This window comes from Lysinibacillus piscis, from assembly GCF_026012395.1.
GTDB classification, from domain to species: Bacteria; Bacillota; Bacilli; order Bacillales_A; family Planococcaceae; genus Lysinibacillus; species Lysinibacillus piscis.
On sequence record NZ_BRZA01000001.1, the window covers coordinates 1257240 to 1269897 of the forward strand.

At 37.6% G+C, this 12658-nt stretch carries 12 protein-coding genes and 1 riboswitch; of the genes, 6 read left to right on the forward strand and 6 right to left on the reverse strand.

The annotated features are described in order from the left end of the window. Nucleotides 1-13 precede the first annotated feature (13 nt). Nucleotides 14-1315, reverse strand: a complete 1302-nt coding sequence (locus OPF91_RS06030; protein WP_264987791.1) for an O-acetylhomoserine aminocarboxypropyltransferase/cysteine synthase family protein — start codon at nucleotides 1313-1315, stop codon at nucleotides 14-16. A gap of 109 nt (nucleotides 1316-1424) precedes the next feature. Next, nucleotides 1425-1539, reverse strand: a riboswitch (SAM riboswitch). Nucleotides 1540-1796: 257 nt separating this feature from the next. Between OPF91_RS06030 and OPF91_RS06035 the strand changes: the two genes are divergently transcribed. Next, nucleotides 1797-2228 (forward strand): hypothetical protein, encoded by a 432-nt coding sequence (locus tag OPF91_RS06035; protein ID WP_264987792.1) that lies wholly within the window; start codon nucleotides 1797-1799, stop codon nucleotides 2226-2228. Between the two features lie 30 nt (nucleotides 2229-2258). On the opposite strand, the gene OPF91_RS06040 is transcribed toward OPF91_RS06035, so the two are convergent. Then, nucleotides 2259-3938, reverse strand: coding sequence for a hypothetical protein (locus OPF91_RS06040; protein ID WP_264987793.1), 1680 nt, complete (start codon nucleotides 3936-3938; stop codon nucleotides 2259-2261). A gap of 121 nt (nucleotides 3939-4059) precedes the next feature. On the opposite strand from OPF91_RS06040, the gene OPF91_RS06045 reads away from it, so the two are divergent. The 3 genes from OPF91_RS06045 (at nucleotide 4060) to OPF91_RS06055 (ending at nucleotide 7008) form a co-directional block, all read left to right on the forward strand. Beyond that, nucleotides 4060-4710: a lysoplasmalogenase gene (locus tag OPF91_RS06045; protein ID WP_264987794.1), complete on the forward strand. Its 651-nt coding sequence runs from the start codon at nucleotides 4060-4062 to the stop codon at nucleotides 4708-4710. Between the two features lie 28 nt (nucleotides 4711-4738). Then, complete coding sequence (gene pepT / locus OPF91_RS06050) at nucleotides 4739-5968, forward strand: peptidase T (RefSeq protein WP_264987795.1); 1230 nt, start codon at nucleotides 4739-4741, stop codon at nucleotides 5966-5968. Between the two features lie 89 nt (nucleotides 5969-6057). Beyond that, nucleotides 6058-7008, forward strand: a complete 951-nt coding sequence (locus tag OPF91_RS06055) for a DMT family transporter (protein WP_264987796.1) — start codon at nucleotides 6058-6060, stop codon at nucleotides 7006-7008. 493 nt (nucleotides 7009-7501) lie between these two features. Here OPF91_RS06055 and OPF91_RS06060 read toward each other — a convergent pair whose 3' ends face one another. Beyond that, on the reverse strand, nucleotides 7502-7927 hold the full coding sequence (locus tag OPF91_RS06060; protein WP_264987797.1) for a DUF4395 domain-containing protein: 426 nt from the start codon (nucleotides 7925-7927) through the stop codon (nucleotides 7502-7504). Nucleotides 7928-8043: 116 nt separating this feature from the next. On the opposite strand from OPF91_RS06060, the gene OPF91_RS06065 reads away from it, so the two are divergent. After that, entirely contained in the window at nucleotides 8044-8751 is a 708-nt protein-coding gene (locus tag OPF91_RS06065) for a Fe-S oxidoreductase (RefSeq protein ID WP_264987798.1), read from the forward strand. 201 nt (nucleotides 8752-8952) lie between these two features. Here the strand turns inward: OPF91_RS06065 and OPF91_RS06070 are convergent, their stop codons facing one another. From OPF91_RS06070 to OPF91_RS06080, 3 genes are all read right to left on the reverse strand, one after another. After that, a complete protein-coding gene (locus tag OPF91_RS06070; protein ID WP_264987799.1) occupies nucleotides 8953-9465 on the reverse strand; it encodes a YobA family protein in 513 nt (170 codons plus the stop codon). 71 nt (nucleotides 9466-9536) lie between these two features. Continuing rightward, on the reverse strand, nucleotides 9537-10217 hold the full coding sequence (locus OPF91_RS06075; RefSeq protein WP_264987800.1) for a GNAT family N-acetyltransferase: 681 nt from the start codon (nucleotides 10215-10217) through the stop codon (nucleotides 9537-9539). A 12-nt stretch (nucleotides 10218-10229) separates the two neighbouring features. Continuing rightward, a complete protein-coding gene (locus OPF91_RS06080) occupies nucleotides 10230-11342 on the reverse strand; it encodes a mandelate racemase/muconate lactonizing enzyme family protein (protein WP_264987801.1) in 1113 nt (370 codons plus the stop codon). A 72-nt stretch (nucleotides 11343-11414) separates the two neighbouring features. Between OPF91_RS06080 and OPF91_RS06085 the strand changes: the two genes are divergently transcribed. Further along, nucleotides 11415-12653, forward strand: a complete 1239-nt coding sequence (locus tag OPF91_RS06085; RefSeq protein WP_264987802.1) for a helix-turn-helix domain-containing protein — start codon at nucleotides 11415-11417, stop codon at nucleotides 12651-12653. The last annotated feature ends 5 nt before the right edge of the window (nucleotides 12654-12658 follow it).

Below are 12658 nucleotides of genomic sequence, written 5' to 3' on the forward strand. Positions count from 1 at the left end.
GTGTGTATTATTTTCACGCTTCTACAGTTTGCTCTACTACAACTGCCTTTGCGATAGCTTGCTCTAAATCTGCAATAATATCCTCTACAGCTTCTAAACCGATAGATAAGCGAATGAGCGATTCGGTTACACCTGCTTGAAGCAAGCCTTCAGCTGATAGTTGCTGGTGTGTTGTCGATGCTGGGTGGATAATTAATGATTTTGCATCTCCGACATTGGCAACATGTGAAAACAAGTTGACATTATCAATTACTTTACGACCTGCTTCACGACCACCTTTAATGCCAAATGTGAGCACAGAGCCAAAGCCATGTCGTAAATATTTTTTCGCTAACTCATGTGTAGCAAAATGCGCTAAGCCATTATAATTGACATACTCCACAGATGGGTGGTTATGCAAATATTCAGCGACAGCTAGTGCATTTTCATTATGTTTAGGGATACGCAAATGAAGCGTTTCTAAACCTTGCAGTAAATTAAAAGCGGCATCTGAACTTAATGTTGGTCCGAAGTCACGGAGCAATTGAACACGCAGCTTTGTGGCAAATGCAGCCGCTGCTGTATCAATACCATAACGCAAGCCATGATAAGAAGCATCTGGTTCTGTGAAATCTGGAAAGCGACCTTGCGTCCAATCAAATGTCCCTGCATCCACAACAATGCCACCTAATGTTGTACCATGCCCACCAATCCATTTTGTTGCGGAATGAATGACAATATCTGCACCAAACTCAATTGGCGTTGCCCCATATGGGGAAGCAAATGTGCTATCTACTAATAATGGCAATCCATTCTGATGTGCAATTGTGGCAACAGCCTCAACATCTAGTACCTTTAAGCTTGGATTGCCATAAATTTCGGCAAACACTGCTTTTGTGTTATCTGTAATAGCATTTTGAAAGTTTTCAGGATCTGTTTCATCAACAAAAATTGTTTTAATACCGTATTTCGGTAATGTATTTGCTAATAAATTATATGTGCCACCGTATAAAGAGCTTGCTGCGACAATTTCATCACCCGCACCTGCCAGATTTAAAATAGAGAATGCGATAGCTGCTGCACCAGATGAAAGTGCTACTGCGGCTGTCCCGCCCTCTAATAAAGCCACACGTTTCTCAAAAACATCTACAGTGGGATTGGTGATTCTTGTATAAATGTTTCCAGCTTCCTCTAAAGCAAAAAGACGTTGCGCATGAGCAGTATCTTGAAAGACGAAAGCTGTGGAGCGATACACAGGCACTGTGCGAGAACCTGTCACAGGATCGGGCTCTTGCCCACCATGTAATAACAATGTTTCTGGTTTAAAATTTGTCATCCTATACCTCCTAATATTTTTTTACGATGGCACCGGAGATGAGGAGGGTTTTTTATAAAATGAAAAACCCTCTTCAGTTAAGAAGAGGGTTGCGGTTGCAAGTTTCCTCCTCTTATCTACCAGATCCAAGTAAGAATCTGTAGGAATTAGCACCTTAGTAAGTTTGTCACCTACTGGTTGCTGGGCATCATAGGGCCTAGTCCCTCCGCCGCTCTTGATAAGAGTTATGAGATTCAATTTCCATCGTTGTTACACAGTATATAGCAAGGTCTTTTTTGCTGTCAACTATAAAATTTTAATTTTTTGAAAAAAAGCGTAAAGTAATAATATGTATTTTTCATACTATCACATAGTCAACCAAGTCAAAAGTCACTTCTATTCCTTAAAATAATGAGCTTATATTCGTAAAATTAAAGAAAAAGACTCTTTCCTTTTTACCTTATCTCGTTCATAGTATAAGAAATGGAAGGAGTTGTGCATTATGTCCCATGTTAATAGACATCTTGCTCATACTTTAGAACAACAACATAAGCGAAGTGTGAAGGGATTATTTCTTAAAATTGAAACCTTAAATATGAACTGTACTGCATTGCGTGAACGACTAGAACCACATATTGATTTCACACTGTATGAGCATGCTATTGATTATGTTAATCAATATATTTCTTACACGACCATCTTGAACTTAAAATTTATTACGAACACACAAAACTTAGAGATTGCTGTACTTCATGTATTGCTGCTATCACATATTTTAGAAAATGAAGCACCACATGAGTTTGATTATGAAAGATCTGTATTACAAGGCTATATTCAAGAAGTACTCGCACTAAATCATCACACAGAATCACTTTTCAACAATCATCAAGAAAAGATGATGCTTTATATTGCAGAAAAAAGACAATCATTGTAACGTTTTATCGCTACATGATTGCCTTTTTCTTTATTGTAAGCCTTTAATCATTAATGAACGCACAGGTAAAAATTGTTCTCCTGTCTCTCCATATTTCACAATAACCTCGTCCCCTTGCTGTAAGTAAATTGCAAGTGGCTCCGTTTCTGCACTTATTAAATAATTTTCTCCATTGTCTAGTAAAAATGACACGACTGTATAATCTCCTAAACGCTCCTTATACACACGTAATACTTTTCCACTAGCATTCTTTTCTTCAACATGTGAACTACCCTCTACTGTGCTACCACCACGACTTAAAGCCGTTTTATACAATTTCAACGCTTCTTTCGGTGTTGTAGCATAAACAGAAATTTCAGGGTTTGCTGCGGATACGATAAAGTAATTTTGTAAAAAGCCATTTGAATCAAGCACAGCTGTTAACCAACTTGCTTCTCCATAAAAATTATATAAAACAGGCATTTCACCAAACCATTTTTTCTCGATGAATTTCTTTTCAATAATTTGCAAATTCCCCTGTGAATCCATGTAAGAGGCATCTAAATTACCCGTATAATATGTCGCTTCTCCCGTTCTCGCATTCGTTAAAGAATAGCCTAGCATAGAATCGACACCCTCTTTCGGGCTTGTGAAATCGGTAAAGTAGTACATCTCTCCATGCTCATCAAAAATGGGACTAACATTAGATTCTGTCCCTTCATCAGAAGGTAATTTCACATCTTTTTTCCCAAACATACTATTCCAAAAACCATTCACATACTTACCGAAATAGCTATTTTGCAAGCTTACCGTTTCAGGAGAAACAGCGCCATCGATAAAGGCTGGGATTTTATCTAACGTCAACATTTCCGACTTCCCTGTTAACGCATCTACAAGAACAATTCCTTTCACATCAAAGCCATTACGTGCGGAAATAAAATCGCCATAGGAGCGAATATAATATGGCTTCCCTTCGTCATCTACCTCAAGCTGTACATCACCATAAAAAATTAGGAATGGATGTTGCAATCGAATGTGACGTTCTAAATTAGTATTCAAATAGGCTGATGGAATGTACTTCATTTCCTGTGCAACAAATTTAGGATTGTCTGCGGAATCTGTAGCACTCATTGTAAAATAACCAGGCGTTGTATGCCCATTCATCCAACGGAAAAATCCTGAAAACTCGACAGGTGCGATATACACATACTCGCCATTCACCTTCTGTATTTGCAGGCGACCTAACTCATAATAGCTCGTATTTGGTACTTGCCCAAACGCCTTTTTCATTTTATTGCGAGCAAACTTAGGTGGCACACTTGCAGGTGTTTGTGTTTCATCAAAAGGCTTTATCTCGACTTCTGCCTTCATATCAGCCGACTTAAATTTATCATTAGCATTCCAAAGAGGTGCAGATAATACATAAATCGCCACAGCCAAACTTGCTAAAAATAAGATACCCTTCACTTTACGTTCAATGCCACTTGCAAGGAACGCACCGACTGCTGTTAACACAATCAGCACTGGCCAAAAAACAAGCCAATTTACATCAATTTTCGTTACATATAATGTGATTCCTGTTGCTAAAAATCCTAGCACAAAGGCCATAATAAAAAAATAAACAATCACTTTACGTGACTTGCCATCTTCTCTTTTTTTCGTCATCAATGGCGTTAATAGCACACTTGCAATCAATGCAATGACCGCTGAAGCAATCAATAACTTTATCATAACGTTCACCCTCTCTTCTATAGTATGTTTACGACTAGTCATTGAAAAAGTTTCATCATAGCTCAAAGGAATTTTAGCATCTTTCCAGAACTACAATATAGATAGAGAGGAGTTGTATATTATGCTGAAAAAATGGTTACTGCCATTCATTTTATTATTTGGGCTGTATTACGTCTTTTTCTTTACACATATTCAGGAAAATTTACAGCTTGTGTTTAAAGTAATTCCTATGATTTTGATTATTGTATTAGCCACTACTACTAAAGCAGCTAGCATTCCCAAATATCATCGTCTTGTCATCATCGGTCTTATTTTTTGTACAATTGGTGATTATACATTGCAGTGGTTTCTTGTTGGTTTAACAAGCTTTTTAATTGGGCATATTTTTTATATTTTTGCCTTTTCCACTGTCAATGAGCGACAAGTACCAGCTTGGGCAAAAATTTCATTACTTAGCTATGGTATTGGGATGGCGATATGGGTGGCTGGCACAGTATTTTCCACTGGAGATATAATACTCGGTCTTGCAGTTATTGCTTACATGGCTGTTATTTTAACAATGGGTTGGACAGCTATTCGCACAGGCTCTACCTATGCAACGATTGGAGCACTACTATTTATCGCCTCTGATTCCTATTTGTCCATTAATCGTTTTGTAATAGTACTGCCCTTTTCACATGAGGTCATTATGCTAACGTATTATAGTGCCCAATTATTCATCGCATTCAGTATCGTTCAATATTCCGAAAGCCGAAGTAAAGTGTTACAATAAGAGCATACAAACACAAGGGGGCACTCCAATGAAAGAAACAGTAATTGAACGCTTAGTTCGTTATGTCAAAATTGATACACAATCTGATTTTACAAGTGAAACGACACCATCCACACAAAAGCAATTTGATTTATTACATGTATTAAAAGACGAGCTTGCAGCAATTGGCTTAACAGATATTACATTAGATGAGCATGGCTATTTATTTGCGACACTTGAAGCCAATACAGATAAAGAAGTACCGACAATTGGCTTTTTAGCACATGTGGATACAACAACAGACTTCACAGGCACAAATGTTAACCCACAACGCATTGATAACTATGATGGCGGTGCTATTCAATTAAATCCAAGCCTTATCATGTCACCATCTGATTTCCCTGAGTTAAAAAATTATGTTGGACAAACACTAATTACAACAGATGGTACAACATTACTAGGTGCTGATGATAAAGCAGGAATCGCTGAAATCATGACGGCTATGGAATATTTAGTAAATAACCCTTCTATTAAGCATGGGAAATTACGTGTAGCGTTCACGCCTGATGAAGAAATTGGTCGTGGTCCACATAAATTTGATGTGGCTGCATTTGGTGCAGATTATGCTTATACAATGGACGGCGGCCCCCTTGGTGAATTACAGTATGAAAGCTTTAATGCAGCAGGTGCAAAGGTCATCACAAAAGGCACAAGCGTACACCCTGGTTCAGCTAAAGACAAAATGGTCAATGCCATTACAATGGCAATCGCTTTCCAAAATGAAATGCCAGCAGATGATGTACCTGAAAAAACAGATGGCTATGAAGGCTTTATTCACCTAATGAGCTTTAAGGGGGCTATCGAGCATGCAGAGCTTTCTTACATTATTCGTGACCATGATCGTCAAAAATTCGAGGCGAAAAAGCAATTAATGCTAGAGGCAGCGGCGAAAATTCAAGCACAGTATGGCGATGAGGCTTTAACAATTAAAATTGACGACCAATACTATAATATGGGTGAAAAAATTGAGCCTGTGAAGGAAATTGTTGATATTGCACGTACAGCAATGGAGAAATTAGATATTACACCGATTACATTACCAATTCGTGGTGGCACAGATGGCTCACAGCTTTCTTATATGGGCTTACCAACACCAAATATTTTTGCAGGTGGCGAAAATATGCATGGGAAATTTGAATATGTCTCTGCTGAAACAATGGAAAAAGCAACACAAGTAATTATTGAAATCGTACAATTATTTGAGCAACAAGGTAAATAGTGCTCTTTAAGGCGAAGGAAGGGTTATGCCTTTCTTCGTCATTTTTTCATTTGATAGTGATTTACATGAATGATGTAGAGGTGATGAAAATGAAAGAAATTGCATTAGGGATTTTAGCTTCTTTATTTTTTGCGGTGACATTTATTTTAAATCATGCCATGGAAATGCAAGGGGGTAGCTGGCTATGGAGTTCATCCTTACGTTATTTTTTTATGCTCCCCATTTTACTGGTCATTGTTTTTTATCGAAAGGGTATGCCACAGCTCACTACTGAGATGAAAAAACAATCTAGCGCTTGGTTTTTATGGAGCTTTGTCGGCTTCGTATTATTTTATGCACCACTAACATTTGCAGCAGCTTTTGGTCCAGGTTGGCTCGTTTCAGGCACATGGCAATTAACAATTGTTGCTGGCGTATTGCTTGCCCCCCTCTTTGTTTCTTATATGGCGGGCAAAAAAGTACGTCAACAAATACCACTTATTTCATTGCTCATTTCTTGTGTTATTTTAGCAGGTATTTTATTGATCCAAATACCACAAGCACAATCTGTTTCATTGAAAAATTTAGTATTAGGTATTTTACCTGTTGTGATTGCTGCATTCGCCTACCCTCTTGGCAATCGTAAAATGATGGAGGTTTGTGATGGACGTCTTGATACATTTCAGCGTGTACTCGGAATGACAATCGCTTCTATGCCTGCATGGATTATCATGGCTATTTATGCCTTCATAACGGTAGGGCTGCCTTCTATGAATCAAGTATTGCAATCTTTGCTTGTCGGAATAAGCTCTGGTGTTGTTGCGACTACCTTATTTTTTATCGCTACAGACCGTGTACGTGACCATCAAGGCAAACTCGCCGCAGTGGAAGCAACACAGTCCACTGAAATTTTATTCGTTATTATTGGTGAAGTATTATGGCTTGGTATTGCCTTCCCAGAGCCTATTGCACTACTAGGGCTTGGTATTATTATTATCGGAATGCTGTTACATAGCTATTACACGATGGTGCTTGGTAAAAAGGCGTTAAAAACATCATGAACATTCTGTTGCTACAAAATCAATTACGCCCCAGCGTAATTGCGTCTGGATTTTTCCGAGTTCACTCGGAAAGTTCCTCTTCAAAATCCATGACACACGGTTTTTCTGTGCGAAAGCGGAGTGAAACGCAGCGTCAGCACCTGTTTTTCTGTACCGAAAGCGTTAGCGTCAGGTACAACATCCGCTGGGGCTTTATCTTGATTCAGTGAATGTCTTTTTAGTTGCCGCTGACGTTTCACTTTCGCGCAGAAAACATTTGCTGAATCAAGATAAAAAAGACGACTCATCCAATATATGGTGTGAGTCGTCTTTTGAATTTACGTTCCCAAAAAATGAGGGGGGTTTCAGGAGCGTTTTCATGAACTAGCAAACTTCTGGAGAAAAGTAGCTAAAGTTCAACCTCTCTACACTGTTTTGTAGAAGAGGAATAATCTTTATGTGATAATGATAATCAATATCATTTAAAAAGTCAACTATATTTTCTAAAAATTTTTTATACTTTTTGTGCACGCTTATATTGCCACTGTTTCCATTGGAATTGCACAAAACAACCTATGCAAAAACCTGCAATTGCTATGGAGGAGGCAATCGCAACCATAGCAGTGAAAAGATGCCCTACAAGCTGCCAATGAAGCATATAGCTTAGCCAGCCAATTCCTAAGCAAAAGCTTGCAATACCTGAATTAAATTTTTGTTGCTGCTTATCCTCTGGAATATATGTAGATAGTGGTTTACGCAAAAAAACTTTCCCAACTTTGATAATCGGATTAACCCCAACTAAGACACCCCATAAATTTGCCATTAACGGCAGAAGTAATACCCACGCATTAGCAGTAATCCATGTTAGCAGCACACTCAGCAAAATAATCCATTGATTTAGTCGAACAAGCGGTCTTGGAATGAATTGAAGTTGCGACACAAAAACCAACCTTTCAGATATGTTTTATAAATTTTACTATATCATATTCAATTTGTGAAGCAAAAATAATTCACTTATAATATAGAGTAGAAATTCAATAGAAAAAGGTGATTCAAATGCCTGCTCTGACAATGGATCAAGTACGTCAACTAAATTCTTATAGCATTTATACAACGGAGCCTAAGCGTACACTGTTTACGTTAGCAGATATTCATAAAGATTTTTACCATCCTGATTTTTTAAATTTAATGATGGGTATTACAGATGCCGCTACAGAAACTGCGGCTATTTCTCACTTCTCCCGCCGTTATGGTATGTTTTTTGCGATGCAGCTCTACATGCTAGCTGCCTATGATGAAATATGGGATGGCAAGCTCATCGAATTACGCTTTGATGCAGCAAAGGAATTCAATAGCTTTACAGTTGCCATGTTTGCCAATGCGAATGATTGGCGCTATGTAGAGGAGGATGAACGACAATCAGTGATTGAAAAAATTTTATACGATGGACACTTAGTAGTGCAACAGCTTCGTAAAGTGACATCCATTTCACCATTAACTATTTGGGAAAATTTCTTCGGTTATTTATTATGGCACTATCATGTCTTATTAGCTAATCCCTCACTGGCAGACCAAGCAATGGAGGATATCGAAATATTGGAGAACCCTAAAACATGGGCACATTTTTCTACTAAATCGTGGTGGGCAGAGTATACAGGTGGTCAAAGCCCTACAAATTTAGTCAATGTCCCTGTACGCAAATCCTGCTGTTTCTCAAAGGATATCCCTGGCCTGATGGCTTGTGGCTTTTGTCCGATAAAATAACAAAAAAATCAACTTTTCTTATATCGTTAGGATAAGTTGATTTTTTTGTTTTTTTTGTTAGTCTGTAAATAGAGAAACAAAGAAAACTAATTCCCTCTAAAAACATAAATACCGCCGAGTGTGAGATTAATGGATACAGCTAAAGTCATATATTTTTGATACTTGCCCATTTACGCACCTCTCCTCTCACCAATCTCACCATTATATATCCCCTATGGAAATAATTAAATCTGGTTTTTGTGAGTTTGAATTTTGAATACGTACACGCCAAGTATCTGTCTTTTTATCATAATGAATTTTTGTTAGAATAGGCGAATAATACGATTCTCCCGCTATCGTTTCAATACTATTGATAGCTCTTTGTACAACCTCTTTTGTTGTTAAAGTGGTGTTCTTATTTTTTTCTTCAAAAATAATTTTTACTGCATTTGTTCTACATGGATACGATAATAATTCAGCGTCCCCACCAAAAACATGAACATAATCCCCTATATCTACTTTTTCTTGTGAAGAGAACCAACAAGCATTAAAAAACGCAGCATCCCTTCCCTCTATATACTTCGGTGTATCATCTACGACCAAAAGCTCTATATCATGTATAGCTGTAACATAACCAGAATTGGTCGCTGTTGAATAATCAAGCTCAGTTGTTTTTTCTACAGTAGCACAACCACCCATCATCAAAGGAATCATCCATATCCATAATTTCTTCATTTAACATATATCCCTTCAAGTATCATACACAAATAAAAGACATGTACCCGAAATACATGCCTTCCCCCTCTTTATTTCTCATATACCACAAACCAATCATTGTCAGCTTCATACATAGCTGTCCCTACATAGCCATCCTTTAAAAGCCGCTGCTGTTGTGCTTTGTCCCCCATCGATACAGCTTGTTGTTCCCTAAAGATTGACTGTCTTTGTCGCAAATCCTTATAAAAAATATAGCGCAATTTATCGCCATACTTTATTTTTAAGCCTTTCACAACCATGCCCTGCGCAAATTTATCCTTTAAGCTCGGAATATTGTATGGTTTCACTGTGGAGCAAATATAATCGTATTTAGCTAAATCAATCTGGCTCATCACTACTTCTGCCAATGTTTTTTGTAAGCCATAGCCACGATATTTTGGTGACACATTTGATATTTCTTGATACAATACACGATTGAACTCACTCTCTACAATGCCACAATCATAGCCTAAATGCTCTTCATCGACAGGTGGAATGAGTAATGCACGAAAGGCAATTAATTCCTCACCCACATATGCACCAATCATTATCCCATCACCATCTAAAATAGCCATAAATTCCTCTGTGCTTAATGGTTGCAATATTTCTTTATCTGTTAATGATTCATATACTTCTCGCTGAAGCTGTTCAATTGCCACTAAATGTTGACATGTTAACATCTTCACGTTAAATGGCGTATCTCCAAGCATTCCTTCATAGATGATTGCCATATCCAAGCCCCCTTAAGCTGTTACAATTGTTGAAAATTTACATAGCTCCTGTAATACAGCCTCATCGACATCCACACCTAAGCCTGCTTGCTCATTTAAACAAATATAAGGAATATCATAACGTAAATTCCCTATATCTTTTGAGAATTTTAACGGGCCCGTTAGCTCTACACTTGTCATAATTTTTTTAGAGAACGCTACATGGAAGCCTGCTGCTGAGCCGACTGATGACTCTACCATTGAGCCAATTTGACATTCAATACCAGCCATTTCAGCCATTACTGCTAGCTTCATCGCTGGATAAATACCACCACACTTCATTAATTTAATGTTCACTTTATCAGCCGCTCGCTTAGCAATAATTTCACGCATTTCACGTACACCACGTAACCCTTCATCAATCATTAATGTCACATCTGACTTCGACTTGACCTCTACCATACCGTCAATATCATCACTCACAACAGGCTGCTCCAACCAATCAATATTTAAGTCCTTTAATGCACGTAAGCCACGTAATGTTGTTGATGCATTACCCCAGCCTTGGTTTACATCTACACGAATGGCAATATTCTCTCCTACACGTTCACGCACAGCTTTAATACGAGCTACATCATTCATTACTTCTGTGCCGACCTTCATTTTAAAGGACTCATAGCCCATCTCTACACGTTGAGCCGCTTCCTTCGCCATCGCTTCTGGTGTCCCAATGCTTAATACATGTGTGATTGGGAATTTTTCATGATAACGTCCACCTAAAAGTTGATAGACAGGCACTTGTAATGCCTTTCCTACAATATCAAAGCATGCAATATCAATCGCCGCCTTTGCAGCTGGTGCATCCTTCACAATTTTATTCATTTTATCATGCAATGTTTCAAATGCCATCGGGTTTTCACCAATCATTGCTGGCGCTAATTGATTTTTCAAAAGTGCATATGTGCTATCCCAAGATTCCCCTGTCACATGTTCATCAGGCACAGCTTCTCCATAACCAATAATGCCTGTATCTGTTGTCACTTTCAAAATAATTGAAGGCATTGTATCATATGTAGCATAGCTAATAATAAATGGCTCAATCAATGGTAAGTGAATTGCAAAAATTTCGATTTGTTGAATTTTCATTTGTTACTATCTCCCTTTATTAATGTCGTTAATTAGTCGTTAATATGATAAAAAAAAGAAAGGAATTTATTTATGCCTACTAAAATAGCAGTTATTTGTTCAAAAGCATTTGTAAAACGTATTATTAGTATCGCACAAAACATAGAAAATATTCAATTAGAATTTTACCTTTACAATCAGCCTCAAGAATCACCTATGTTACTTAAACAAATTAAGCCGTGTGATGCCATTCTGATTGGTGGCACATTGCCCTATTTATATGCTAAATCAGAGTTACCCAACATACCGATTCCTTGGAATTATGTGAAGCAAAGTGAAGCATCCATTTCAACCACCCTGCTATCCGTTATCGCTAATCAAGGAATTCCTTTACATAGAATGTCTATTGATGTCATGAATCCATTGCTTGTTGAAAACGTACTGAAAGAAACGGAATATCATGGACCAAAGCCTTATGTGCAGCCTATTTCCATTACAGAGCCTGTACAAAATATTTTAAATACCCATATTGAGCTATGGGAGGCTCAAAAAATAGATATAATCGTTACGAGTGTCCATTCTATTTTTGATGAATTACAACAGTTACACATACCATCCATTCGTATGCTTGATGCGACCAATTCCATCATTCAATGTTTAGAAGAAACACAAGCAAAATCCCTTTTACGCAAATCAGAATCCGTCAAGGCAGCAATAGGGCTACTTGAAATACTTACAATTACGGACATAGCCATGGTTACACAAATAGCAACAGCAACACATGCAACTTATAAGCAAATTTCAGCCAACACCTTTGAATTATATACAACAGCAGGCCATTTACAAAAAGCGTTAGAAAAAGACCCACTACAACATTTATTACAACAAATTGATCAACCATTTAAGCTGGCATTTGGTTACGGTCATTCTATTTTTGAAGCAACTCAAAACGCCAAAAATGCTTTAACCTTTGCCAAGCCCTTTGAAATCTATGTACTGGATGAATATAAAAATTTATTAGGGCCTTTTCCAAACACGGAAGTCAAATTAACATTAAAAACAAGTGATCCTTATATTTTACAAATGGCAAAAAAAACAAGCTTAAGTCCCTTAAATATCTCAAAAATTATTCAGTTTAGCCACGAACGGCAATCTGCACAATTTACAGCCTATAACCTTGCTGAATATTTGCAAGTCACACGTCGTACAACAGAGCGCATTATTAAGAAATTAGTTGATCAAAATTATGTAAAAATTGTGGGTGAGGAAATGCCTCAGCAGCAAGGTCGTCCACGTACAATATACGAATTAAACTTTGCTACCTACGGATGAATAGG